Here is a 23,280-nt window from a genome sequence, read left to right on the forward strand (position 1 = left end):
CGATGACTAGCAACGGCCGCCGCGCCACAAATGCGACAGCCCGCCGGTCGCTAAGCAACCGGCGGGCTGGAAATCTGGTGGGCGCGACAGGGATTGAACCTGTGACCCCACCCGTGTGAAGGGTGTGCTCTACCGCTGAGCTACGCGCCCATCGCGATCCACGAGGGAGCCGCAATGTCTTCGCCGGCGTTGCCGCCAACGGAATAGGGCGGCGTTGCCGCCGCCCCTGATCTCATCGCCTTAGAAAAGGGGTCGCGGCTTGTCCAGCCCCGACACCCATATTCCTTGTTCGATCAGTTGACCGAATCCTTCAGGCCCTTGCCCGCCTTGAACTTCGGCTGCGACGACGCCTTGATCGTCATCGGCTCGCCGGTGCGCGGGTTGCGGCCGGTCGATGCCTTGCGCTTGCTCACCGAGAACGTGCCGAAGCCGACCAGACGGACCTCATCGCCCTTTTTCAGAGCAGCCGAAATCGCATCGAACACGGCCTCCACCGCCTTGCTGGCATCGCCCTTGCCCAGTCCGGACGCGTCGGCGACCGATCCGATCAGTTCCTGCTTGTTCATGCCGAAAGAACCCCCGTCTTGAAATGATGCATTGAGAATGAGTCGCGGCGCAAAGCCGGTGGTACAGTAAGGCGGCTCAAACCGGGGCTGTCAAAGCAAAACAGCCTGAAAATTCGTCTAAAGGGGCGAAATTCGGGCCATTTTGCTTGACACCTTGATCAATGATGCAGTTCGCCGCCGATCGGGGCAACTCCGGCGGGCGGCTGGGCGGCCAGATCGTCGGCCTCGGTCCAGTCGATCGCCGTCAGCGGGCCGGTCAAAGCAAGCCGCAGCACCTCGTCGACATGCGCCACTGGGATGATGGTCAGCCCCTCGCGGATGTTCGCCGGGATCTCCGCCAGGTCCTTCTCATTCTCCTGCGGGATCAGCACGGTGGTGATCCCGCCGCGCAGCGCCGCGAGCAGCTTCTCCTTGAGGCCTCCGATCGGCAGCACCCGTCCGCGCAGCGTGACCTCGCCGGTCATCGCCACGTCGCGGCGCACCGGCACGCCGGTCAGGGTCGAGATGATCGCGGTGACGATACCGATGCCCGCCGACGGGCCGTCCTTGGGAACGGCGCCCTCCGGCAGATGGATGTGCACGTCCTTGCGGGCGAACACGCTCGGCTTGATGCCATAGCTCGGCGAACGCGCCTTGATGAAGCTGAAGGCGGTCTCGATCGACTCCTTCATCACGTCACCGAGCTTGCCGGTCACCTTGGCAGAGCCCTTGCCGGGCACGGTCACGCTCTCGATCGTCAGCAGCTCGCCGCCGACCTCAGTCCAGGCAAGACCCGTCACCGCGCCAACCTGATTCTCTTCCTCGCCCAGGCCGTGACGATATTTCTTCACCCCGGCGAATTCGGACAGGTTGTCGGGCGTGATCGTAACGCTCGTCACCTTGCCTTCGAGGATCTGGCGCAGCGCCTTCCGCGCGAGCTTGGCGATCTCGCGCTCGAGCGTACGCACACCGGCTTCGCGGGTATAATATTGGATCAGCGCGCGCAGTCCCTCGGTGGTGAGGGTGAACTCGCCGTCCTTCAACCCATGGGCCTCGATCTGCTTCGCGATCAGGTGCCGCTCGGCGATCTCGACCTTCTCGTCCTCGGTATAGCCTTCGAGCCGGATGATCTCCATGCGGTCGAGCAGCGGCTGCGGCAGGTTCAGCGTGTTCGCGGTGGTCACGAACATCACGTCCGACAGATCGATGTCGATCTCGAGATAATGATCCTGGAACTTCGAGTTCTGTTCCGGATCGAGCACTTCCAGCAATGCCGAGGCTGGATCGCCGCGGAAATCCTGGCCGAGCTTGTCGATCTCGTCGAGCAGGAACAGCGGGTTCGAGGTGCCGGCCTTTTTCAGGTTGGTCACGATCTTGCCCGGCAGCGAGCCGATATAGGTGCGGCGGTGGCCACGGATCTCGGCCTCGTCGCGCACGCCGCCCAGCGACTGGCGGATGAACTCGCGCCCGGTTGCCTTGGCGATCGACTTGCCGAGCGAGGTCTTGCCCACGCCGGGAGGGCCGACGAGGCACAGGATCGGCCCCTTCAGCTTGTTGGTACGTGCCTGGACCGCGAGATATTCGATGATCCGATCCTTGACCTTCTCCAGCGCATAATGATCCTCGTCGAGGATCGCCTGCGCGGCCGAGATATCCTTCTTGATCTTCGACTTCTTGCCCCAGGGCATGCCGAGCAGCACGTCGAGATAGTTGCGCACGACGGTTGCTTCCGCCGACATCGGCGCCATCGTCTTCATCTTCTTCAGCTCGGCGGTCGCCTTGGAGCGGGCTTCCTTGGACAGCTTGAGCGTCGCGATCTTCTGGGTCAGCTCAGCGATCTCGTCGCCTTCGCCTTCCTCGCCCTCATTCCCGAGCTCACGCTGAATCGCCTTGAGCTGCTCGTTGAGGTAATATTCGCGCTGCGTCTTCTCCATCTGGCGTTTGACGCGGCTCTTGATCTTCTTCTCGACCTGCAGGACGCCGAGCTCGCCTTCCATGAAGGCGAAGGCCATCTCGAGACGTTTGGTCGGATCGGCTTCGACAAGCAGCGTCTGCTTTTCCGAAACCTTGACCGAGATGTTCGCGGCGACGGCATCGGCCAGGCGCGACGCATCCTCGATCTCGCCGAGCTGCACCGCGGTCTCGGCCGGCAGCTTGCGATTGAGTTTCGCGTAGTTCTCGAACTGGTCGACGACCGAGCGCATCAGCGCCGAAACCTCGTTACCTTCGGCAGCCGCTTCCTCGACGGGCGCGACGGTGGCGGTGAGATAGGTGTCGGTCGACGACAGCGTATCGAGCGCGGCGCGGGTCTTGCCCTCGACAAGCACACGGACGGTGCCGTCCGGCAGCTTCAGCAACTGAAGCACGGTGGCGGTGACGCCGATGTCGTAGAGATCCTCGCGCTCGGGATCATCCTCGGCCGGGTCGAGCTGCGCGACGAGGAAAATCTCCTTGTCTGCGGCCATGGCGGCCTCGAGTGCTGCGACCGACTTGTCGCGGCCGACGAACAGCGGCACGATCATGTGCGGGAAGACGACGATATCGCGAAGCGGCAGGACTGGGTAGGATTGGGTCATGAATACTCCGGCAGCGCCTGAACGAGGCGCCAGTTCTTCCTTATATGGTGCTGGTAACCAATCCATCAATCGCCGAACGTTTTTAGCGGGAACAAGTGTTGCTCTCGCCCTGCCCTCTCACCTTGCAGCAGCCGCGCTGCCGGCCGACCCGGTCGCGCGCGCGATGGAGGCGATCGGCGGCCGCGCCCTGATCGAACGGGTCCGCTCGATCCGATGGGCGGGCACGGCCAAGGTCTATACCGGCAGCAGGACGATCGACCTGGGCATCGAAACCTATGTGGAGCCGTTCGTTCGGGCGCGATCCGACAGCTGGCTGAAAAGCGAAGGCCGCAGCGAGAAGCGCACCCTGATGATCGAGGGCGAACGCGGCTTCAAGGTCGTCAACGGTGTCCAGTCTGCACTCACGCCCGCCGCCACGCTCAACGAGCGCCAGCAATTCGGCGTGTATGGCTATATGCTGATGGCCGGCGCTCGCTGGGAAACACGCCCGCGCGGCGCGCTGCGTGGCAGCCGGGCCGGCTTCCCCGCGATCGACTGCCGATTCGGCAAGGACGGCAGGCTGCTGTCCGCCGACTATCTCGTCGCACCGGCGGATAACTCGGACGCCGGAAAACCGATCCACGAATATCTGCGCTTTGCCGGCACCGTGACCGACAAGGGCGTACGCTGGCCGCAACGGCTGGCGATCACCCAGGACGATCATCCCTTTTTCGCCCTTTCGATCGAGAGTTTCTCGGTCGACCTAGTGTGAGGCCTTATCCCTGCATGCCGTCGAAACCTGCCCCCCGGCTCATCTTTGCCCTTGCCGTGCTTTCGCTGACCACTGCCGCCGGACTGCCGAAAAAGGGCGAGCCGCCGATTACCGAACAGACCCAGCGATCTGGCGGCGTGATCGATGCGGACCAGGCGAAGCTGAAGTTCGACCATGCCGATCTGAAGTTCGATGTGCTGCCCGCCAGCCAGGAACTGCGCGGGCTTGCCACGCTGACCTTCACCGCAAAGGCGCCGCTCACCAGGCTGGTGATCGACCTCGACAAGAATATCGCGCCGAGCGCCGTGTCGATCAACGGCGAACCCCTTCCCAGATCCGCCTTTGCCGATCCGGACGGGCGGCTGACCATCACCCTGCCCCGCACCGTTCCCGCAGGCCAGCAGGTCGTGGCGGCGATCACCTATGGCGGTACGCCGCACGTCGCGGTGAACGCGCCCTGGGACGACGGCATGGTCTGGGCAAAGACCCCCGACGGGCGCCCCTGGTTCGCGACCACGGCCGAGGGCTATGGCTGCGACCTGTTCTGGCCCTGTCTCGACTTCCCGACTGGCGAGCCGGAGAATGTCACGCTGCACATCACCGTGCCCAAAGGGCTGAAGGCGCCGTCCAACGGCAAGCTGATAGGCGTCGATACGCTGCCCGACGGGCGCACGACCTGGAACTGGAGCGTCCGCCAGCCCAACACCTATGGCATCGCGCTGAACGTCGGGCCTTATGAAGAGATTTCGGGTATCTACAAAAGCCGGTACGGCAACGAGATCCCGATGTTCTATTGGTATCTGCCGGGCGAAGAAGCCAAGGCGAAGGAACTGTTCGCCGAATTCGCACCGACGCTTGATTTCTTCGAGAGCGAGGTCGGCCCCTACCCGTTCGGCGACGAGAAGCTGGGCGTTGTCGAGACGCCGCACAAGGGCATGGAGCACCAGACGATCAACGCCTATGGCAACGAATATGCCAAGGCGCCCGAGGGCTTCGACTGGCTGTTCCAGCATGAATTCGCCCATGAATATTTCGGCAACCAGCTGACCGCCGGCAACTGGGACGATTACTGGCTGCACGAGGGATATGGCACCTATATGCAGCCCTGGTACGGGCTGTGGCGCGAGGGTACCGCTCGCTATGCGACGATGCTCGACGACGAGCGCAACAAGATCGCCAACCTCCAGCCGCTGATCTCGGGCGAGATCCGCACCGAGGAAGAAGTCTATGAGATCGCCAGGGGCGGCCCCGGCCAGGACATTTATTACAAGGGGTCGTGGATGCTCCACACCCTGCGCGGCCTGATCGGTGACGACGCGTTCCGCGCCGTCACGCGGCTGGCGGTCTACGGCCGGCTCGATCCGAAACCGGGCAATTTCTCCCCCCGCTTCGGCTCGACCATGGAATATGAGGGCTTCGTCAAACAGGTGACCGGCAAGGATTATGGCTGGTTCTTCGATGTCTATCTGCGCAAGGCCGCCCTGCCCGAGCTGATCGAGACACGCGGCGGCGACACACTGACCCTGAGCTGGAAGGCGCCCGACGGCCTGCCCTTCCCCATGCCGGTCGAGGTGCAGGTGGACGGCAAGATCCAGAAGTTGGCGATGACCGGCGGCACGGGCACCATTGCGCTCACGCCGGGCGCGCATGTCGTGGTCGATCCGGCCGCGCGGATCCTGAAGCGGTCCAAGGCGCTTGAGGCCTATAAGATATGGAAAGCCACGCCGCCCAAGTCCAAATATTAGAGGACATAGCATGAGCCTGTTCCGCATCGACCCAGTCGGGCTGCCCGGCCTCGCCGGGCTCGCCCTCGGCTTCCTGACCTTCTTCGCCGCGCTGATGGCGGCGCGCTATCGAGCGGGCCGATCGGAGAAGGTGCCGACAGCGCGGCGCAACCGCGCCTCGTGGATCTGGATATTGGTGCAGGCCCTCGGCATCGCCGTCGCCGGATATGGACGGATCGACGTGACGCTCGACCCGATGTCGGCAAAGGCGATCGTCGAGGCGGTCGCGACCCTGGTGCTGATGCTCGGGGCGGTGGGGCTGTTCCATGCATCGTCGCTCACGATGGGCAAGAACTGGAGCCTGGTCGCGCGGACCCGCACCGACCATCAGCTGGTGCAGGCCGGCCCCTTCGCGGTGGTGCGCCACCCGATCTATGTCGCCTTGTTCCTGTTCATGCTGGCCATGGCGATCGCCTATGGCCACATAGCCAATCTGATCCTTGCCGTGCCGATCTATGCGGTCGCGACCTGGTTGCGGGTGCGGCACGAGGAGCAGTTGCTGCACGCGCAGTTCGGGGCCGAGTATGACGCCTATGCCGCACGGGTGAAGCGGTTCTTGCCGGGGGTGTTCTGAGGACGGGTGCCGGCTGTTCCCGGCTGTTATGTCGGCTTTATTTTTTTGCTGGCTGTTATGTTGGAAATGCGCCCCTTTTTTCCGATGGCAGATGAGGGACTTATGCCCCTGCTGGCTGTTCCGCGATAACAGCCATGGAACAGCCAGCGATGGGCTGGAAACAGCCAGCGCTTGATTCAAATGCCGCGCGCAATCTGGTTTGAAGGTGGCCGGACGATCCATGGCTGGAGTGATGGCATGAGCGGGCAAAAGGTTGAATCAGCGAAGCGGGCCAAGGGGCCGGGACGGCCTTTCAGCAAGGGCAAATCCGGCAACCCTGCCGGACGTCCACCCGGCCGGCGCGCAACCGGTGCGCCGGGGGACCGCCTGCCCGGATCGGATCTGCCGACGCGCGCGATGATCCTGGCGGAGGCCTATCGGCCGGTGACGGTCGGTGAGGGCGCCGACGCGATCGAGTTGCCGGCGAACCAGGCGGTGCTCCGGGCGCTTACGGAAGCGGCGCTCAAGGGCAACCAGGCAGCATTGCGCCGCTGGACCCAGATCGTGCAGGAGGCGGAGCAAGCCCAGTTGCACGACCAGCTCGCGCTCTATGACCTGCTGGAACGGCCGCTTAACTGGCGCGACGCCGAGGTCTCCTATGACGACGATATCCTGGTCGATTCGCGATGGGGACGCGTGGTGATCCCGGATGGTGAGGACGAGACGAAAGAATGAGCCCGACACTCACATTCGACCGGGATGGTGCCGAGTGCCACCACGGCGCCGCGAGCAGGGTCCAGCCAAGGATCGAGGCGATGGTGTCGCGCCTTGATCCGGACCGTGCGGGTATCCGGTTGCAGGGGATCGACGGATTGCGGGCGTTGCTTGATGCCGGTCGCCCGGTCGGCGACATCGCCGCCGGCGCGATCAGACCGGCGTCAGCGGGAGGACACTACCCCCCGGTAATCCACATCTTCACCGGGACCGCATTTCGAATTCCTACTGTCATGCGCCTGCCTGGATCAGTTGATATACTCTGACCCCACCTATCCAGGGACTGCGCGGCTCCGCCCATTCGCACGATGGCGGCGACGTCTCACTTCACTTGTCGGCAAACGCCCGTTCGATCACATAATCCCCAGGCTCGCCGACGCCCGGCGATACCTCGAACCCGCGCTCATCGAGCAGGGCCGACAGGTCGTTGAGCATCGCGGTGCTGCCGCAGATCATCGCACGGTCGTGTGCCGGGTCGAGATCGGGCAGGCCCAGATCGGCCTGCAACTTGCCCGAGCCGAGCAGCGCGGTCAGGCGGCCAGTATTGCGGAACGGCTCGCGCGTGACGGTGGGGTAATAGAGCAGCTTGGCGGCGATTTCCTCGCCGAGATATGGGTCGTTCGGCAGATCCTTGCCGATGAAGTCGGCGTAAGCGAGTTCGGCACAGGTGCGCACGCCATGCGCAAGCACGACCCGATCGAACTTCTCATAGGTTTCCGGGTCCTGGATGATGCTGAGGAACGGCGCCAGGCCGGTACCGGTCGCCAACAGGTAGAGAACCCGGCCCGGGCGGAGATCGCGCACCACCAATGTGCCGACCGGCTTGTTGCTGACGAACAGGTCCTGCCCCGGCGCAATGTTCTGGAGGCGTGAGGTGAGCGGGCCGTCCGGCACCTTGATGCTCAGGAATTCGAGCTCTTCGCTGTGATTGGGGCTGGCGATGCTGAAGGCGCGCAGCAGCGGCTTGCCGCCCAGATCGATGCCAAGCATGACGAAATGGCCGTTCTCGAAGCGGAATGCCGGGTCGCGTGTCGTCCTGAAGCTGAAAAGACGGTCGCTCCAGTGATTGACGCTGAGAACGCGCTCGGTGCGCAGGCTTGCCATATCGATGCTCCAGGATTGGCACCCCAGATAGGGCGTGCGGCATCATTCAAAAAACTGGTAATATTGGTAAGGATCATCGATAAAACGGGTTATGCGTTTCAGTCTCCGCCATCTCCAGATCTTCACCGCGGTCGCGCGGGAGGGGAATATCTCTGCCGCCGCAGTCGAACTGGCGATGTCGCAATCGGCGGCGAGCGCTGCACTGCTGGAACTCGAGCGGCGGTATGACCGGCCGTTGTTCGACCGCGCGGGCAAGCGCCTGCGGATCAACGAGACCGGGCGCTCCCTGCTTCCGGCCGCGCGCGACCTGCTCGACCGGGCCGAGGAGATCGATGCGCTGCTTTCGGGGCGAAGGGGGCCGGGGTCGTTCAGGCTCGGGGCGACCCAGACGATCGGCAACCATATCGCGCCGTCGCTGATCGAGGCCTATTCCAGGCGCTATCCCGACAGCACCCTGACCCTGGACATCAGCAACACGGCCGAGATCGCGGGCCGGATCGCCGATTTCTCGCTCGATCTCGCGCTGGTCGAGGGGGAATGCGCCGATCCCGACCTGATGGTGACCGACTGGCTCGACGACGAACTGGTGCTGATCTGCAATCCTTCGCATCCTCTGGCCGGTCGATCCCCCTGCCCGGTCGATGCGCTGCTCGACCAGCGCTGGGTGGTCCGCGAAAAGGGGTCGGGCACGCGCCAGACCCTCGACCAGGCGATGCGTCCCTATTGGAGCCGCTGGCAGATCGGCATGGAGCTTCAGCAGATCGAGGCGATCCTGGAGACGGTCGCGGTCAGCTCGATGATCGGGTGCGTGTCCCGCCTGACGGCCCGGAGTGCGCTGGCGCAAAGGCGGGTCGTCGAGCTGCCTGTGCCGGAGATCGATCTGCACCGGCGCTTCTACATGGTGCTTCACCGCGAAAAGCACGTCACCGCCGGCATCCGCGCGTTCATGGATATCTGCGCCGCCGCCCGTCCCTGATCCCCAATAGCGTCGCACCATTCTCTTAGAGCCGGAAGTGAGGCATGAAGGCGGCTCGGTTCGTCACTTCGGGGGAAACTGGCATGTTCATCTTGTCGTTGCTGATCGGAATCATTGCGGGCTTGCGCACCATGACGGCACCTGCCGCGGTCGCCTGGGCCGCATCCTGCGGAATGCTCGCGCTCGACGGAAGCTGGCTCGCCTTCATGGGATGGCGCTTCACGCCGTGGATCCTCACCCTGTTGGCAGCTGCGGAGCTGGTCACCGACCAGCTTCCCTCCACGCCAAGCCGGAAGGTGCCGCAACAATTCGGCGCGCGTATCGTCACTGGCGGCCTGTCCGGCGCGGCGATCGGCGTCGGCGGCGGCTCCTGGGTGATCGGACTGGTGCTGGGCGTGGTCGGCGCTGTGATCGGGACGCTGGGCGGGGCTGCGGCGCGCGGCAAGCTGGCCGCCGCATTCGGAAGCGACCGGCCCGCGGCACTGATCGAGGATGCGGTCGCGATCCTGGGCGCCGTCGCCATCGTGCTGGCGCTCTGATCCTATGAGCCGCTCGTTCGACGCCATTATCATCGGTGCCGGACAGGCCGGCCCGTCGCTCGCCGGAAGGCTGACCGACGCCGGTATGACGGTCGCGCTGGTCGAGCGCCATCTGGTCGGCGGCACCTGCGTCAACACCGGCTGCATGCCGACCAAGACGCTCGTCGCCAGCGCCTATGCGGCGCACCTCGCCCGGCGCGGCGCCGACTTCGGCATCCGGACCGGGCCGGTCGAAATCGACATGAAGACGGTCGCGGCGCGGGCGCATGCCGTCACGATGAAGGCGCGGACCAACAACGAGACATGGCTGGAAGGCATGGCGGGCCTGACCTTCCTGCGCGGCCATGCCCGCTTCACCGGACCCAACACCCTTTCGGCCAATGGTGAGGAACTCGCCGCGCCGCGCATCTTCCTCAATGTCGGCGGGCGGGCGTCGGTGCCCGACATGCCGGGGGTGCATGATGTGGCGTGGCTCGACAATGTCGACATGGTCGCGCTCGACACCCTGCCACGGCATCTCGTCGTGGTCGGGGGCAGCTATATCGGCCTCGAATTCGCGCAGATGTATCGCCGTTTCGGGGCCGAAGTGACGGTGGTCGAGCGCAACGACCGGCTGATCGCGCGCGAGGACCCCGACGTCTCGGCCGCGATCCGCGAGATATTGGAGGACGAGGGCATCGCCGTCCGCACCGGCGCCAATTGCATCGGCTTCAGGCCGCACGCCGAGGGTGTCGCCGTGTCCGTCGATTGCGAGGAGGGCCCGCCCATGGTGGTGGGCAGCCACACGCTGCTGGCAGTGGGGCGCCGCCCCAATACCGACGATCTCGGACTGGAAATTGCCGGCATAGCGACCGACAAGCGCGGCTATATCCAGGTCGACGACATGTTGCAGACCAATGTGCCCGGCATCTGGGCGCTGGGCGATTGCAACGGGCGCGGCGCCTTCACGCACACCGCTTACAATGATTTCGAGATCGTCGCGGCCAATCTGCTCGACGGCGATGACCGGCGGCTGAGCCAGCGCGTGCCGGGTTATGCGCTTTATACCGATCCGCCGCTTGGTCGCGCGGGTATTACGGAGACAGAGGCGCGGGCGTCAGGGCGGCCGATCCTGGTGTCGAAACGGCCGATGACCCGGGTCGGGCGCGCGATCGAGAAGGGCGAGACCAAGGGTTTCATGAAGATCGTCACCGATGCGGAGACGAAGCGAATCCTGGGCGCCGCGTTCCTCGGCACGGGCGGCGACGAGGCGGTGCACGGCATACTCGATACGATGAGCGCGGATCAGCCGATCGATGCCCTGCGCTGGACGGTGCCGATCCATCCAACCGTGTCCGAGCTGATCCCGACCATATTGCTCGACCTGAAACCGACCGAGCCTGACGCCGGTTAAATCCCGGCCCTTGCCTTCCTGTAGCTATAGGCAGACCCTCCCGAATCCCGACGACCGGCCTCCACCAGGAAAGGCCGGCGGGTACGAGGAGAGCGTGCGTGGACGAGATCCGCAGAGGCGCGAGAGCGATCGCGCTTGTTGGCCCCGCCGGTGCGGGCAAGACCAGCCTGGGCGAAGCGCTGCTGCACGCGGCCGGCGCCGTCCCGCGACTCGGCGCAGTGGATGCGGGCAGCTCCGTCGGCGATGCCAGTCCGGAAGCGCGGGCGCGGGGCGGGTCGACCGAACTCAACCTGCTGCGCTTCGACTGGATGGGTGACCGCTATCTGCTGGCAGACGCGCCGGGCTCCCCTGCCTTCGCGACCGACATGGAGATGGCGCTGGCGACGGCGGACCTTGCCCTGGTGGTGATCGATCCCGATCCGGCGCGCGCCCCGCTGGTCGAGCCCACCCTGCGGCGTATCGAGGCGATCGGCCTGCCCCACGCGCTGTTCGTCAACAAGATCGAGCAGGCGCGCGGCAGTATCGAGGATCTGCTCGCCGCGCTGCAGCCGATGAGCGCGGCAGCGCTGGTCGCGCGGCAGATCCCGATCCGCGCGGGCGAGCGGACTGCCGGTTTCGTCGATCTCGCGCTGGAGCGGGCCTATCACTATCAGCCAGGCAAGCGTTCCCAGCAGGTTCCCCTTGCCGCGCACCTCAAAGAAGACGAGCGCGCGGCGCGTTTCCACATGCTCGAACAGCTTGCCGACCATGACGATACGCTGCTCGAGCAATTGTTGTCGGACGAGGTGCCGAGCCTCGATACGATCTTCGGCGATCTGGCGCGGGAGACGGCGGCCGGGCTGGTCGTGCCGGTGCTGTTCGGATCGGCGCTGAACGGCTTCGGCATCCGCCGACTGCTCAAGATGCTGCGCCACGACACGCCGACCGCCGGGCAGACGGCAGCGCGGATCGGTGTGGTGGGGCCGGCGGTGCAGGTCATCAGGATTTCGCACGGCAGTCCGGTCGGGCGGCTCGCCGTCGCGCGGGTCTTCGGCGGGGAACTGACTGAAGGGGCCGAACTGATCGGCGGTGCCGGCGAGGCGATGCGCGCTGGAGCCCTGTTCGCGCTACAGGGCGGCACCGCGACCCGGGTGCAGCACGCCGAGCCGGGCGAGATCATCGGCATCGCCAAGGCCGAAGCGACTCGGGCGGGCGACCTGATCGGTATCGCCACGCGTCCCGCCGCGGTGACGCCTGCTACGTGGCCGGTCGCCAAGTATGCGCTGGCGATCGCGGTGAAGGATCACAAGGACGAAGTGCGCCTGTCGACCTCGCTCAACCGGCTGGTCGAGGAGGATCCAGGCCTGCGCTGGGGCCAGGACGAGGGATCGCACGAGACCTTGCTTCATGGCCTGAGCGACGAGCATCTCGGCGTCGCGCTCGAACGGCTCAGGCGGCGCTACGGCGTCGCAGTGACGGCGCGCGCGCCGGCGGTCGCCTATAAGGAGACGATCCAAGGCAGCTAACCAGCACGGGCGGCACAAGAAACAATCGGGCGGGCACGGCCAGTTCGGCGACGTGGGTATCGAGATCCGCCCGCTCGACCGCGGCGACGGGTGCCGTTTCGAGGACCGGATCACCGGCGGCGCCATCCCGCGCCAATGGATCCCGGCGGTCGAGCAGGGCGTGCGGCACGCGATGGCAAAGGGCCGCTCGGCATGGACGTGGTCGATGTCGCGGTAACCCTGGTGGACGGGTCGTTCCACGCGGTCGACAGCTCCGAGCTCGCCTTCCGCACCGCGGGGCGGACCGCGATGGCCGAGGCGCTGGCGGCGACCGCCCCCTATCTGCTCGAACCGATCGCACATGTGACGAGCCTTGCGCGGCCGGCGGAATTGCGGCCAACTCCGGCACCGGGGGAAAGCGCATGACCGATCACGCCGCGGAGTCGCTCTGGAACCGGGATCTGGCGCCCACCGATGCGGCGCAGCGGACCTGGCGCTGGTACCATTTCGCCGCGCTGTGGATCGGCATGATCGTCGCCGTACCGAGCTGGATGCTTGCCTCCGGCCTGATCGAGCAGGGCATGTCGGCCGGGCAGGCCGCGGCGACGGTGCTGCTCGGCAATGTCGTGGTGCTCGTCCCCCTGCTGCTGATCGGCCATGCCGGCGCGCGCCATGGCATTCCCTATGCGGTGCTGGCGCGGGCGTCGTTCGGCACACGCGGCGCGCGCCTGCCGGCCATGGCGCGGGCGCTGGTCGCGTGCGGCTGGTTCGGCATCCAGACCTGGATCGGGGGCGAGGCGCTGCTGACCCTGCTCGGCGTGTTCGTCGGGCGGAGCCTGAACGGGCCGGTCGTGCCGGTGCTCGATATCGGCCTGGGGCAGTTGCTGTCCTTCGCCACCTTCTGGGCGATTCAGCTGTTTTTCGTGCGCAAGGGGCTGACGACGATCCGGCGGCTGGAGACATGGACCGCGCCGGTCAAGATCCTGGTGTGCATCGCGCTGGTCTGGTGGGCAGTGGACAGTGCCGGCGGGCTCGGGCCGATCTTCGCCAGCCCTTCCGCCTTCGTGCCGGGCGGCGCACGCGAGGGACAGTTCTGGGCGGTGTTCTGGCCGTCGCTGACCGCGATGATCGGCTTCTGGGGCACGCTGGCGCTCAATATCCCCGACTTCACCCGTTTCGCAAAGAGCCAGCGCGACCAGATCCTCGGCCAGACGATCGGCCTGCCGCCGGGCATGGGGCTGATCGCACTGGCCAGCGTCATCACCACCTCGGCCACCGTCGTCATCTACGGCCATGCGATCTGGGATCCGGTAGCGCTGTCGGGCACGCTGGCCGGGCCGCTGGTGCTGCTCGGGCTGATCGTCATCGCGATCGACACCATCTCCTGCAACATCGCCGCCAACCTGGTGGGTGCCGCTTATGATTTCTCGTCGCTGGCGCCGGGGCGGATCTCCTACCGGACCGGCGGGCTGATCACCGCGGTGATCGGCGTGCTCATCATGCCGTGGAAGCTGCTGGCGACCACCGGCGGCTATATTTTCGTCTGGCTGACCGGCTACAGCGCGCTGCTCGGGCCCATCGCCGGCATCCTGATCGCCGATTACTGGCTGATCCGGCGGACGCAGCTCGATGTCGATGCCCTGTACCGGGAGGATGGCCGCTATGCCTATGCCGGCGGGTGGAACCGGCGGGCGCTGATCGCCTTCGCCATCGGGGTGCTGCCCAATCTGCCGGGTTTCCTCGCGACGGTGGCGCCGGGCCGCTTCGGGTGGATCGGTGGCTTCTGGACCGGGCTCTATGCCTATGCGTGGTTCATCGGGCTGTTCCTGGCGCTCGGCATCTACGCCGCGCTGATGCGCTCCGCTGGGCATAATAGTGAAGCGCAGACTTGACAATTGATCGGCCCGAAAGATAGTGAAGCCGTAACTTCACTAATGGAGTCGTGGCGTCATGGATGTAAAACCAGTCCTCCCCAGCACCTTCGTGATCGAGCGCAGTTATCCCGTTCCGCCTGAACGGGTGTTCGAGGCGTTCAGCCGCGAAGACCAGAAGCGCCGTTGGTATGCTGACCCGGATAGCCGCGACGGGGCGGCGTTTGAGATGGACTTCCGCGTCGGTGGCCACGCCGTCTCGCGCGCGAAGATGGGGCCTGACACGCCGTTCGAAGGCGTCGAGCTCGCCAATGACGAGTATTTCCACAACATCGTCCCGAACCGCCGCATCATCAGCGCCGCCACCATGACGATCGGCGGCCGGCCGATCTCGGTCACGCTGATGACGATCGAGTTGGTGCCGGCCGAGAGCGGTACCGACCTGATCTGCACCCACCAGGCAGCCTTCCTCGAAGGCGCGGACGGCCCGGAAATGCGCGAGCACGGGTGGAACGCCTTGTTCGACCGGCTGGGGGCGATATTGCCGGAGGCGTGACGATTCCCGAAACCAGCAAGCCTGCGGCGAGTGTCGAGCGCGTGTTGCGCGCGCTCGCCGACCCGTCGCGGCTGGCGATCGTCGAACGGCTGACCGCGGGGCCGCTGTCCGTTTCCACCCTGGCAGCGCCGCTGGGCATCACCCTGACCGCGGTCGCGCAGCATCTGCAGGTGCTCGAGGAATGCGGACTGGTGCGCACCGAGAAAGTAGGGCGGGTGCGGAGCTGCCAGCTGCTACCCGGCGGATTCTCGATCCTCGAACAATGGATTCGTGACCGGCGATCCCCGGTGGAGCGTCGGCTTGACCGGCTCGGCGATTTTCTGGCGGAGTCCTGATTCGTCCAACGACGCCCCCTGTTCGGGCAATCTTTTTCTTCCGCTGTTACGTTGGAGTTTCGGCTGGATTTTCCGGAGCTGAATCAGTGGCTTGTGTCGCATTACCGCTGTTATGGATAGCAGCGGAAAACGCACGTCAAATGCGCTGTTTCTTCCGCTGATCCGCGGCGGGAATCATGCAACATTTCACCATGTGAAAGAACAGGGCAGATGCCTGACATCCAGCCCAGTCCGTTGCTGCAATGGTTGGGCCCCAGATTGAATCGATCAATCCGAGCCGAACCGCGCCCATAGTTTCGGATAGCGTTTTTTGAGAGCCGCAGGGTCTTCGGTGAACGGCGTGCCGGAAGGATCCGAGTTGTAGGGTCGAGCCTTGTGCGGCATCGCCTCGGCACCGCGACCGGTCTTCTTCGCCCAGGCCTCACCGGCGACATAGCCGAATTCCTCGAATTCGAACTCGCCGTCGTGATCGTCCGGGATGATGTCGACGAGAGAGTCCGGATCGGCGCTCACCTTTTCGAAGGCCGCCTCGCCCCGGGAAATCAGCCAGCGGCGGAAATATTCGAAGCCGTCATCGGACATACCGCCTTCCACGACGAAGCCGGCGCCCCATAGATCCCAGCGATAGGATCGGCGCATCAGCTCGTCGAAAATCTCGGCAAAGGCCTCGATCTCGTGCGGCGTCAGGCGATCGAGCGCCACACGCAAGGCGGCTGCCTGGCTCTGTTGATCCGTCGTGTTGTGCGCCGATTCGGCGAGGATCTGCCAGAACCGCGCTTGGGTCATCTCGCTGGACTTCCTTTCCTGCTGGGCGAAGGCCGGTGGTGCGCGCAGCGCTGCAGGGACCTGCAGGAGGAGGATTCCCAGGACGATCCATGGTCGCATCGTCAGTCGGCCGGCCGCATCATCGACCAGAAGCGCGGGCCGCCCTTGGGCACGGTCCATTCGCCGATCACCTCGAAGCCGATCCCGCGATAGAAGCCGATATATTTCTCGCTGGGCGTCTCGAGATAGGCCGGCAAGCCGCTGCCTGCGACGCGTTCCAGTCCCGATCGAATCGTCGCGCCGCCTAGGCCCCTGCCTTGCGATGCGGGATCGCAACCGGCGATGTGGAGATACCAATAGTCGCCGTCGGGGAAATGCGCGTCGATCGCGTTGGACACCGCCAGCGCCCGGCCCAGCGCGGTGCCGAACAGGCTCACCAGCGGCACTGCGTGGAGCAGCAGGTCGAGCCAGCCCGTTCGATTGCGGCCAGGGGCCCGCCACAAGGTGGCCGCCTCGCCGCTCTCCGTCATCAGCCGCATGCCGCGCGCGTCTTCGTCGAACAGCAGGGCAAACATGCGCGGGAGGCGTCTGGCGCGCTGCTCGGGGTCCGGGAAGATGAAGCTGGTGGCGGGGTCTTCGGCGAAGGCTCGCGCGAGCATTGCTGCGATGGCGGTGCGATCGGCGGTGTCGGCGACGCGGATGGTTGGGGGTGAGGTTCGGAAAGTCAACGAGTGTCCCCCTCACCCTTCCCATCGCTATGCGATGGGACCCTTCCCTCTCCCACAGAGGGGAGAGGGAGATTAGATCATGCGGCGCCGGTGCCGGTCTTTTCCTTTTTGGCGTAAACGCGGATCGGTTCCTTGCGGCCGTCGATCACGTCCTTGTCGATCATCACCTCGTCGACCGAATCCATGCCCGGCAGATCGAACATGGTGTCGAGCAGGATGCCTTCGAGGATCGAGCGAAGCCCGCGCGCGCCGGTCTTGCGGTCGATCGCCTTTTTGGCGACCTGCACGAGCGCGTCGTCGGTGAAGCCGAGCTTCACTTCCTCCATGTCGAACAGCTTCTGATACTGTTTGACCAGGGCGTTCTTCGGTTCGGTCAGGATTGTCACCAGCGCCGGCACGTCGAGATCCTCGAGCGTGGCGATGACCGGCAGGCGGCCCACGAATTCAGGGATCAGGCCGAACTTCAGCAGATCCTCGGGCTCGACCGACTTGAGCGTCTCACCGGTGCGGCGTTCCTCAGGGGACGCGACATAGGCGCCGAACCCGATCGACTTGCCCTGAAGGCGATCGCCGATGATCTTTTCGAGGCCGCTGAACGCGCCGCCGCAGATGAACAGGATGTTCGTCGTGTCGACCTGCAGGAATTCCTGCTGCGGATGCTTGCGGCCGCCCTGGGGCGGGACGGAGGCGGTGGTGCCCTCCATCAGCTTGAGCAGCGCCTGCTGCACGCCCTCACCCGACACGTCGCGCGTGATCGAGGGATTCTCGGCCTTGCGGCTGATCTTGTCGATCTCGTCGATGTACACGATGCCGCGCTGCGCACGCTCGACATTATAGTCGGAGGCCTGGAGCAGCTTGAGGATGATGTTCTCGACATCCTCGCCAACATAACCCGCTTCGGTCAGCGTGGTCGCATCGGCCATGGTGAAGGGCACGTCGAGGATTCGCGCCAGAGTCTGGGCGAGCAGCGTCTTGCCGCAGCCGGTCGGCCCGACGAGCAGGATGTTCGACTTGGCAAGCTCGACATCCGCGCCCTTCTGGCCGTGGTTGAGGCGCTTGTAGTGATTGTGCACGGCGACCGAGAGGACGCGCTTGGCGCGCTTCTGCCCGATGACATAATCGTCGAGCACGTCGCAGATCTCCTGCGGCGTGGGCACGCCCCCGTCCTTCTTCGAGACGAGAGCCGACTTGGTCTCCTCGCGGATGATGTCATTGCAGAGCTCGACGCATTCATCGCAGATGAACACGGTTGGCCCGGCGATGAGCTTCCGAACCTCGTGCTGCGACTTGCCGCAGAACGAGCAATAGAGCGTGCTCTTCGAGTCGCCGCCGCTGAGCTTCGTCATTCAATCCATCCTTCGCGCCATACACGGCACGTTCGTGCGGGGGGCCATGTTAGACCGGCCACCCGCAACACTACAATCACCAAATCGCCTTATGACCAAAGGCACCAATATCCGGTTTACGATGCCGGCAGAACGGGGGGCGACGATTCGTCGGCAATTGCCGGACGCTTGTCGAACACCTCGTCGATCAGGCCGAACTCCTTGGCCTCATCCGCCGACAGGAACTTGTCGCGATCCATCGCATGCTCGATCTCGCCAATCGGCTTGCCGGTGTAGTGAGCATAGAGCTCATTCATCCGGTGCCGGATACGCAGAATCTCGCGTGCCTGGATCTCGATGTCGCTGGCCATGCCCTGTGCACCGCCCGAAGGCTGGTGGATCATGATGCGGGCGTTGGTCAGCGCGACGCGCATGCCTGGCTCGCCGGCGGCGAGCAGGAAGCTGCCCATCGAGGCGGCCTGGCCCATGCAGACCGTGCCGACGCGCGGACGGATATACTGCATGGTATCATGGATCGCCATGCCCGCCGTGACGACGCCGCCCGGCGAGTTGATGTACATGAAGATGTCCTTCTTGGGGTTCTCCGACTCCAGGAAGAGCAGCTGGGCGCTGATCACCGAGGCCATATGGTCCTCGACGCCGCCCGTCACGAAAATGATCCGCTCGCGCAGCAGGCGCGAATAGATGTCGAAGCTGCGCTCACCACGGTTCGACTGCTCGATCACGATCGGAACGAGGCCGGCCTGCGGATCCTGCGCAGCGAAACCATTGGAAGTGAGCGGGCGCATGAAGTCGCCGGTCTCGAACGGGTTATGCATAGTGTGCCTTTAAATCCTTATGCCCCAACAGATGCCTTACATCGGCGCTGGCGGAAACGAGTTCAAGCCCCGTGCTGACCGGCCCCTAGCTCGAACCCGACCAATCATCGTCGCCCGGCGCGCGGTGCGCCAGATAGGCGAGACGCCGCACCTCGCGCCGCCCCCGCACCACCGTATCGAGGATAAGTCCTGCGAAGACGTTGAGCGACGCGAGGATAACGAGGCCCGTGACAAGGATCGCGGTCGGGAAACGCGGCACGAGATGAGTGTGAAGATAGGTGATGATCAGTGGGATGGCGAGCGCCACCGCGATGCCGCCGAGCACGGCGCCGATGCTGCCGAAGAACAGCACCGGCCGTTCGATCCGGTATAGCTGGATGATGGTGCGCAGGATGCGGAAGCCGTCGCTGTAGGTGCTGAGCTTCGATTCGGAGCCTTCGGGGCGTGCGAAATAGGGCGTCTCGATCTCGGCGACCGGCATCTTCAGTTCGAGCGCATGGACGCTGATCTCGGTCTCGATCTCGAAACCCGCCGACAGCACCGGGAAGCTCTTCACGAAACGGCGCGAAAACACGCGGTAGCCCGACAGGATATCGGTGAAGCTGCGCCCAAACAGGCGCGCGAGCATGCCGGTCAGCAGCGCATTGCCCATCTTGTGGCCGCGCCGATAGGCGGCATCGGCTTGGGTGACGCGAGCGCCGACGACCATGTCGAGCTGCTCTTCCAGCACGCGGGCAACCAGCACCGGCGCGGAAGCCGCGTCATAGGTCGCATCGCCATCGGCCATTACATAGATGTCGGCATCGACATCGGCGAACATACGGCGGACGACATTGCCCTTGCCCTGAATCCGCTCGCTCCGCACGATCGCGCCCGCCGCGCGCGCCACCTCGATCGTGCGATCGCGACTGTTATTGTCGTACACATAAATGCGCGCATCGGGCAGTGCGGCGCGAAACCCCGCGATCGTCTGCGCGATGGCGGTTTCTTCGTTGTAGCAGGGCAGCAGGACAGCAATGCGCGACGTCATCGTGCTGCCATAGGGAGGAATTCGCGCGGGTTCGACCCCTTTTCGATTTGATCATTTCATTCCCGCGCCGGATGATCGGCTTCGGGGAACAAGGGAAATATCAAATGCAAATTCGCGACCTGCGGGTGCTGACAGGCGTCCTGACGATCATGGTCGTGATCGACGCTGTATGGACGCCCGTGGTCTTGACCACGGCGCTTGTCGCGCCGGCGATGTTTCAGGCCATCGTCACACCGGTTGCATCGTCGGTAGATCTGGCCGCCGGGCTCTTCAAGATAACGACGATGATCGTGTTTGCCTGCTGGATCTATGTCGCCGGCCGCAATCTGCTCGCCGCGGATTTCAACGATCTCGAATTTACGCCGGCATCGAGAATCTGGTGGTTTGCGGTCCCCATCGCCAGCCTGTTCAAGCCCTTCCAGGGCATGCGCGAACTCTGGAACGCAAGTCGCGGCGTCTCCGCCTATGAGACGAACGACAGCCTCGTGTCGGGTTGGTGGGCACTATGGCTGCTTAACAATCTGGGAAGCTTCTTCATCGGCTTCGCCAGCGGCGCAGCAAATATGGCCAATGTCGGAATGTGGGTGGCCAGCGTAATCGACCTGGCGCTGGCCGTCTTCGCAATCATGCTGATTCGCGGCATCGCTCTGGCCCAACAAGGCCTGAGTGGAGAGAATTTGGCGGAGGTCTTCGCCTGACCGCCGGTTTCAGATCGCGGGGACGCCGCCGCCCATAGGCGGCGACGTCCCCGCAGATCGATCAGTCTTCGGTCTTCTTTGCCGGAGCCTTCTTCGCCGCCGGCTTCTTGGCAGGCGCAGCATCCTCGGCCGGAGCTTCTTCAGCCGCCGGCTTCGCCGCCTTCTTGGCGGCTGGCTTCTTCACCGGCTCCTCAGCGGTTTCGGTTTCGGGCTCAGCCTTCTTGGCGACTGCCTTCTTCGCGGGCTTGGCTTCCTCTGCAGGAGCCTCCGCCTCGGCGTCCTCGGCAGGCGCTGCCTTCTTGGCGGCAGCCTTCTTCTTCGGCTTGTGGTCATGATCATGATCATGGTCGTGGTCATGATCGTGATGATGCGTGCCGCTGGCGAAACCGTCCTCGGACTCGATCGCTTCTTCCAGCTCTTCACGGGTCACTTCGCGGTCGCTGATGTCGGCCTTTTCGAACAGCCAGTCGACGACCTTGTCCTCATAGAGCGGGGCGCGCAGCTGAGCAGCGGCCATCGGGTCCTGACGGACATATTCGATGAACCGGGTACGATCCTCGGGGCCGTATTGCGACGCGGCCTGTGCGATCAGGCGGTTCATTTCCTGCTGGCTGACCTCGACGCCGTTCGCCTGGCCGATTTCCGACAGGAGAAGGCCAAGGCGCACGCGGCGCTCGGCAATGGCGCGGTAATCGTCGCGCTCCTTCTCCATCTCGGCGATCGCTGCTTCCGGATCGGCCTCATGCGTGGCTTCATGCTCGAGCTGCTGCCAGATCTGCGTGAACTCGGCTTCGACCATCGACGGCGGGACCGGGAAATCATGGCCCTCGGCGAGCTGGTCGAGCAGCTTGCGCTTCATGTGGGTGCGGGTGAGCTGGTTCAGCTCCTGCTCGATCTGGCCCTTGAGCAGCTCCTTGAGCTGGTCGAGGTCCTTGAGGCCGAGCGAGGTCGCCAGCTCGTCGTCGATCTTGGTCTCGCCGGCGGTCTTCACCGCGGTGATCTTCAGGTCGAAGGTCGCTGCCTTGTCGGCCAGGTCCTTGGCGGCATAGTCGGCCGGGAAGGTCACGTTGATCTGGCGCTCTTCGCCGGTCTTCACGCCGATGACCTGATCCTCGAAGCCCGGGATCAGACGGCCCGAGCCGATTTCGACCGACATGTCGGTGCCGGTGCCGCCATCGAACGCAACGCCGTCGACCTTGCCGACGAAATCCATGACGACCAGGTCGCCTTCCTTGGCCTTGTAGGTTGCCTTGGCATCGTCCCAGCGCTTCTGCTGGTCGGCGAACTTCTGGAGCTGCGCCTGCAGGGCTGCCTCATCGGCCGGCACGGTCAGGCGCTCGAGCTTCAGATGGTCGATCGACGGGGTCGGAACGTCGGGGAGCACTTCGAGCTCGACCTTGACCTCGGCGTCCTGGCCAAGCTCATAGCCCTCGTCGAGGCTGACCGACGGCTGGATCGCCGGACGCAGCTTCTGCTCGGCGAGGAGCGTCTGGACGCCTTCCTGGATCGAGGTGTTGAGCGCGTCCTGCAGCAGCGCGGGGCCGTGCATCTTGCGAACCAAATTGGCGGGCACCTTGCCGGGGCGGAAGCCGGGCATGCGAACCTGGGGCGCGACGCGCTTCAGTTCGGCATCGACCTTCGAATCGATGTCCTTCGCCGTGATCTTCAGCGTGTAGGCGCGCTTCAGGCCCTCGTTCAACGTCTCGACAGTCTGCATTTCAACACTTGCCTTTTTAGCTCTGGGCCTTTTCAGGGAATCACTGTTGCGGCACCCTCGCCTTGCGCGACGAGACTGGTGCGGGCGAAGGGACTCGAACCCCCACATCTTGCGATACCTGGACCTAAACCAGGCGCGTCTACCAGTTCCGCCACGCCCGCGTGGGACACCGTCGGTCGGCGGCGTCTATAGCAACTCGCACGGGCGTAGCAACCCGGCGCGATGCAAGTGCGTTATATGGCGGAGGAGAATGACAATGGCCACTACCCCACCGCAAGAATTACCGCCCGAGCCAAGCCAGCCGGCCCAGCCCGAGGCGCCCCCGGCCGAAATATCGCCGACCACGCCCGATATCGACGTGCCGTCGCCGCAGCCGGGCGGTGAGCCCGCACCCTCCACCCCTGCCCCCGGCCAGCCGGTCGGCGGCACCGGTTTTCGTTGAGAGGAACCTGCATGACCGATCGAGATCCCCATCCCGACAGCCCGCTCAGGGCCGACAACGACACCGCTGAAGACGGACGCAGCGACATCGAACAAGTCGTCGAAGCCCGCAAGGACGCCGTCGAACGCGGCGAAGGCGGGCGCGAGCCGGACTCGTTCACCTCGCCGGGCCTGCCCGATGGCGTGGGCGGCACCGGTGGCGTGACGAAGAACCAGGACGACACGCAGTAATCTAGCGCCTGCGATTTAGAGTCGGATGACATTAGCTTGATCCGTATCCGGAGTTGAGCAAGTAATTGCGGCATTCATCTGGGCTGAAGGTGTCTAGTATGGAGCCGATGCGTCGCCAGGTTGCGTCGTGGGTACGCTCTGCGGCCTTGCGCATCAGGTGCTTGAGCTTGGCGAAGACCTGCTCGATCGGATTGAGATCGGGGCTGTACGGCGGCAGGAACAGGAGCTTGGCGCCCGCGCTACGGATTGCCTCGCGGATGGCAGG

At 64.7% G+C, this 23,280-nt stretch carries 24 protein-coding genes, 2 tRNA genes and 1 pseudogene; 15 read left to right on the plus strand and 12 right to left on the minus strand.

All coding sequences use genetic code 11. The annotated features are described in order from the left end of the window. Window positions 1-75 precede the first annotated feature (75 nt). The 3 genes from AC1DT7_RS17845 to lon all read right to left on the minus strand — a co-directional run bounded on the left by AC1DT7_RS17845 (window position 76) and on the right by lon (window position 3,121). A tRNA-Val gene (locus AC1DT7_RS17845) sits at window positions 76-150 on the minus strand. Between the two features lie 143 nt (window positions 151-293). Then, window positions 294-566 carry an HU family DNA-binding protein gene (locus AC1DT7_RS17850; RefSeq protein WP_272627303.1) on the minus strand — a complete coding sequence of 91 codons (273 nt, stop codon included), beginning with the start codon at window positions 564-566 and terminating at the stop codon, window positions 294-296. Window positions 567-724: 158 nt separating this feature from the next. Beyond that, window positions 725-3,121, minus strand: a complete 2,397-nt coding sequence (gene lon / locus AC1DT7_RS17855) for an endopeptidase La (protein ID WP_478037458.1) — start codon at window positions 3,119-3,121, stop codon at window positions 725-727. A 163-nt stretch (window positions 3,122-3,284) separates the two neighbouring features. Between lon and AC1DT7_RS17860 the strand changes: the two genes are divergently transcribed. From AC1DT7_RS17860 to AC1DT7_RS17875, 4 genes are all read left to right on the plus strand, one after another. Continuing rightward, window positions 3,285-3,872: a hypothetical protein gene (locus AC1DT7_RS17860; protein WP_478037459.1), complete on the plus strand. Its 588-nt coding sequence runs from the start codon at window positions 3,285-3,287 to the stop codon at window positions 3,870-3,872. A gap of 14 nt (window positions 3,873-3,886) precedes the next feature. Then, window positions 3,887-5,617 carry a M1 family metallopeptidase gene (locus AC1DT7_RS17865; protein WP_478037460.1) on the plus strand — a complete coding sequence of 577 codons (1,731 nt, stop codon included), beginning with the start codon at window positions 3,887-3,889 and terminating at the stop codon, window positions 5,615-5,617. 10 nt (window positions 5,618-5,627) lie between these two features. Beyond that, window positions 5,628-6,230: a methyltransferase family protein gene (locus AC1DT7_RS17870; protein ID WP_478037462.1), complete on the plus strand. Its 603-nt coding sequence runs from the start codon at window positions 5,628-5,630 to the stop codon at window positions 6,228-6,230. Window positions 6,231-6,467: 237 nt separating this feature from the next. Further along, entirely contained in the window at window positions 6,468-6,944 is a 477-nt protein-coding gene (locus AC1DT7_RS17875) for a DUF5681 domain-containing protein (RefSeq protein ID WP_478037464.1), read from the plus strand. 366 nt (window positions 6,945-7,310) lie between these two features. On the opposite strand, the gene AC1DT7_RS17880 is transcribed toward AC1DT7_RS17875, so the two are convergent. Continuing rightward, window positions 7,311-8,087: a ferredoxin--NADP reductase gene (locus tag AC1DT7_RS17880; RefSeq protein ID WP_478037465.1), complete on the minus strand. Its 777-nt coding sequence runs from the start codon at window positions 8,085-8,087 to the stop codon at window positions 7,311-7,313. 91 nt (window positions 8,088-8,178) lie between these two features. On the opposite strand from AC1DT7_RS17880, the gene AC1DT7_RS17885 reads away from it, so the two are divergent. From AC1DT7_RS17885 to AC1DT7_RS17920, 8 genes and pseudogenes are all read left to right on the plus strand, one after another. Beyond that, window positions 8,179-9,063, plus strand: a complete 885-nt coding sequence (locus tag AC1DT7_RS17885) for a LysR substrate-binding domain-containing protein (protein WP_478037467.1) — start codon at window positions 8,179-8,181, stop codon at window positions 9,061-9,063. 83 nt (window positions 9,064-9,146) lie between these two features. Beyond that, window positions 9,147-9,602: a DUF4126 domain-containing protein gene (locus AC1DT7_RS17890; RefSeq protein WP_478037468.1), complete on the plus strand. Its 456-nt coding sequence runs from the start codon at window positions 9,147-9,149 to the stop codon at window positions 9,600-9,602. A 4-nt stretch (window positions 9,603-9,606) separates the two neighbouring features. Continuing rightward, window positions 9,607-10,995: an FAD-containing oxidoreductase gene (locus tag AC1DT7_RS17895; RefSeq protein ID WP_478037470.1), complete on the plus strand. Its 1,389-nt coding sequence runs from the start codon at window positions 9,607-9,609 to the stop codon at window positions 10,993-10,995. A 98-nt stretch (window positions 10,996-11,093) separates the two neighbouring features. Continuing rightward, window positions 11,094-12,500, plus strand: a complete 1,407-nt coding sequence (locus tag AC1DT7_RS17900; protein ID WP_478037471.1) for a GTP-binding protein — start codon at window positions 11,094-11,096, stop codon at window positions 12,498-12,500. Continuing rightward, window positions 12,475-12,905 (plus strand): annotated as a pseudogene (locus AC1DT7_RS17905) (hypothetical protein). Before AC1DT7_RS17900 ends, AC1DT7_RS17905 begins: the two are co-directional and overlap by 26 nt. Continuing rightward, on the plus strand, window positions 12,902-14,371 hold the full coding sequence (locus tag AC1DT7_RS17910; RefSeq protein ID WP_478037472.1) for an NCS1 family nucleobase:cation symporter-1: 1,470 nt from the start codon (window positions 12,902-12,904) through the stop codon (window positions 14,369-14,371). The pseudogene AC1DT7_RS17905 and the gene AC1DT7_RS17910 overlap by 4 nt, the downstream one beginning before the upstream one ends. A gap of 58 nt (window positions 14,372-14,429) precedes the next feature. Beyond that, a complete protein-coding gene (locus tag AC1DT7_RS17915) occupies window positions 14,430-14,906 on the plus strand; it encodes an SRPBCC family protein (protein ID WP_478037474.1) in 477 nt (158 codons plus the stop codon). Next, window positions 14,903-15,241: an ArsR/SmtB family transcription factor gene (locus AC1DT7_RS17920; RefSeq protein ID WP_478037475.1), complete on the plus strand. Its 339-nt coding sequence runs from the start codon at window positions 14,903-14,905 to the stop codon at window positions 15,239-15,241. The genes AC1DT7_RS17915 and AC1DT7_RS17920 overlap by 4 nt, the downstream gene beginning before the upstream one ends. Window positions 15,242-15,508: 267 nt before the next feature. On the opposite strand, the gene AC1DT7_RS17925 is transcribed toward AC1DT7_RS17920, so the two are convergent. The 5 genes from AC1DT7_RS17925 to AC1DT7_RS17945 all read right to left on the minus strand — a co-directional run bounded on the left by AC1DT7_RS17925 (window position 15,509) and on the right by AC1DT7_RS17945 (window position 19,928). After that, window positions 15,509-16,027: a DUF4240 domain-containing protein gene (locus AC1DT7_RS17925; protein WP_478037477.1), complete on the minus strand. Its 519-nt coding sequence runs from the start codon at window positions 16,025-16,027 to the stop codon at window positions 15,509-15,511. A 101-nt stretch (window positions 16,028-16,128) separates the two neighbouring features. After that, on the minus strand, window positions 16,129-16,734 hold the full coding sequence (locus AC1DT7_RS17930; RefSeq protein WP_478037478.1) for a GNAT family N-acetyltransferase: 606 nt from the start codon (window positions 16,732-16,734) through the stop codon (window positions 16,129-16,131). 77 nt (window positions 16,735-16,811) lie between these two features. Continuing rightward, the gene (gene clpX / locus AC1DT7_RS17935; protein WP_478037479.1) at window positions 16,812-18,080 is read right to left on the minus strand and encodes an ATP-dependent Clp protease ATP-binding subunit ClpX; all 1,269 of its coding nucleotides are present in this window, start codon (window positions 18,078-18,080) and stop codon (window positions 16,812-16,814) included. Window positions 18,081-18,196: 116 nt separating this feature from the next. Further along, complete coding sequence (locus AC1DT7_RS17940) at window positions 18,197-18,898, minus strand: ATP-dependent Clp protease proteolytic subunit (RefSeq protein ID WP_478037480.1); 702 nt, start codon at window positions 18,896-18,898, stop codon at window positions 18,197-18,199. Window positions 18,899-18,983: 85 nt separating this feature from the next. After that, entirely contained in the window at window positions 18,984-19,928 is a 945-nt protein-coding gene (locus AC1DT7_RS17945; RefSeq protein ID WP_478037481.1) for a glycosyltransferase family 2 protein, read from the minus strand. A gap of 104 nt (window positions 19,929-20,032) precedes the next feature. Between AC1DT7_RS17945 and AC1DT7_RS17950 the strand changes: the two genes are divergently transcribed. Beyond that, complete coding sequence (locus tag AC1DT7_RS17950) at window positions 20,033-20,626, plus strand: DUF4328 domain-containing protein (protein WP_478037482.1); 594 nt, start codon at window positions 20,033-20,035, stop codon at window positions 20,624-20,626. A 61-nt stretch (window positions 20,627-20,687) separates the two neighbouring features. On the opposite strand, the gene tig is transcribed toward AC1DT7_RS17950, so the two are convergent. Beyond that, window positions 20,688-22,343 carry a trigger factor gene (gene tig / locus AC1DT7_RS17955; RefSeq protein ID WP_478037483.1) on the minus strand — a complete coding sequence of 552 codons (1,656 nt, stop codon included), beginning with the start codon at window positions 22,341-22,343 and terminating at the stop codon, window positions 20,688-20,690. A gap of 76 nt (window positions 22,344-22,419) precedes the next feature. Further along, window positions 22,420-22,504 (minus strand) — tRNA-Leu (locus tag AC1DT7_RS17960). Between the two features lie 95 nt (window positions 22,505-22,599). On the opposite strand from AC1DT7_RS17960, the gene AC1DT7_RS17965 reads away from it, so the two are divergent. Continuing rightward, window positions 22,600-22,785: a hypothetical protein gene (locus AC1DT7_RS17965; RefSeq protein ID WP_478037485.1), complete on the plus strand. Its 186-nt coding sequence runs from the start codon at window positions 22,600-22,602 to the stop codon at window positions 22,783-22,785. A gap of 11 nt (window positions 22,786-22,796) precedes the next feature. Beyond that, the gene (locus tag AC1DT7_RS17970; protein WP_478037486.1) at window positions 22,797-23,015 is read left to right on the plus strand and encodes a hypothetical protein; all 219 of its coding nucleotides are present in this window, start codon (window positions 22,797-22,799) and stop codon (window positions 23,013-23,015) included. Between the two features lie 31 nt (window positions 23,016-23,046). Here the strand turns inward: AC1DT7_RS17970 and AC1DT7_RS17975 are convergent. Beyond that, a partial coding sequence (locus AC1DT7_RS17975) for a transposase (protein ID WP_478037488.1) occupies window positions 23,047-23,280 on the minus strand: 234 nt, incomplete at its 5' end.

The sequence above is a fragment of the Sphingomonas sp. P3_C6 genome, from assembly GCF_056402595.1.

Coding starts and splice junctions, on each gene's coding strand:
- AC1DT7_RS17970 (WP_478037486.1), top strand. CDS start 22,797: ATGACCGATCGAGATCCCCATCCCGACAGCCCGCTCAGGGCCGACAAC.
- AC1DT7_RS17940 (WP_478037480.1), bottom strand. CDS start 18,898: ATGCATAACCCGTTCGAGACCGGCGACTTCATGCGCCCGCTCACTTCC.
- AC1DT7_RS17870 (WP_478037462.1), top strand. CDS start 5,628: ATGAGCCTGTTCCGCATCGACCCAGTCGGGCTGCCCGGCCTCGCCGGG.
- AC1DT7_RS17890 (WP_478037468.1), top strand. CDS start 9,147: ATGTTCATCTTGTCGTTGCTGATCGGAATCATTGCGGGCTTGCGCACC.
- AC1DT7_RS17895 (WP_478037470.1), top strand. CDS start 9,607: ATGAGCCGCTCGTTCGACGCCATTATCATCGGTGCCGGACAGGCCGGC.
- AC1DT7_RS17915 (WP_478037474.1), top strand. CDS start 14,430: ATGGATGTAAAACCAGTCCTCCCCAGCACCTTCGTGATCGAGCGCAGT.
- AC1DT7_RS17945 (WP_478037481.1), bottom strand. CDS start 19,928: ATGACGTCGCGCATTGCTGTCCTGCTGCCCTGCTACAACGAAGAAACC.
- AC1DT7_RS17850 (WP_272627303.1), bottom strand. CDS start 566: ATGAACAAGCAGGAACTGATCGGATCGGTCGCCGACGCGTCCGGACTG.
- AC1DT7_RS17885 (WP_478037467.1), top strand. CDS start 8,179: ATGCGTTTCAGTCTCCGCCATCTCCAGATCTTCACCGCGGTCGCGCGG.
- AC1DT7_RS17880 (WP_478037465.1), bottom strand. CDS start 8,087: ATGGCAAGCCTGCGCACCGAGCGCGTTCTCAGCGTCAATCACTGGAGC.
- AC1DT7_RS17950 (WP_478037482.1), top strand. CDS start 20,033: ATGCAAATTCGCGACCTGCGGGTGCTGACAGGCGTCCTGACGATCATG.
- AC1DT7_RS17925 (WP_478037477.1), bottom strand. CDS start 16,027: ATGACCCAAGCGCGGTTCTGGCAGATCCTCGCCGAATCGGCGCACAAC.
- AC1DT7_RS17860 (WP_478037459.1), top strand. CDS start 3,285: ATGGAGGCGATCGGCGGCCGCGCCCTGATCGAACGGGTCCGCTCGATC.
- AC1DT7_RS17965 (WP_478037485.1), top strand. CDS start 22,600: ATGGCCACTACCCCACCGCAAGAATTACCGCCCGAGCCAAGCCAGCCG.
- tig (WP_478037483.1), bottom strand. CDS start 22,343: ATGCAGACTGTCGAGACGTTGAACGAGGGCCTGAAGCGCGCCTACACG.
- AC1DT7_RS17910 (WP_478037472.1), top strand. CDS start 12,902: ATGACCGATCACGCCGCGGAGTCGCTCTGGAACCGGGATCTGGCGCCC.
- clpX (WP_478037479.1), bottom strand. CDS start 18,080: ATGACGAAGCTCAGCGGCGGCGACTCGAAGAGCACGCTCTATTGCTCG.
- AC1DT7_RS17865 (WP_478037460.1), top strand. CDS start 3,887: ATGCCGTCGAAACCTGCCCCCCGGCTCATCTTTGCCCTTGCCGTGCTT.
- AC1DT7_RS17875 (WP_478037464.1), top strand. CDS start 6,468: ATGAGCGGGCAAAAGGTTGAATCAGCGAAGCGGGCCAAGGGGCCGGGA.
- lon (WP_478037458.1), bottom strand. CDS start 3,121: ATGACCCAATCCTACCCAGTCCTGCCGCTTCGCGATATCGTCGTCTTC.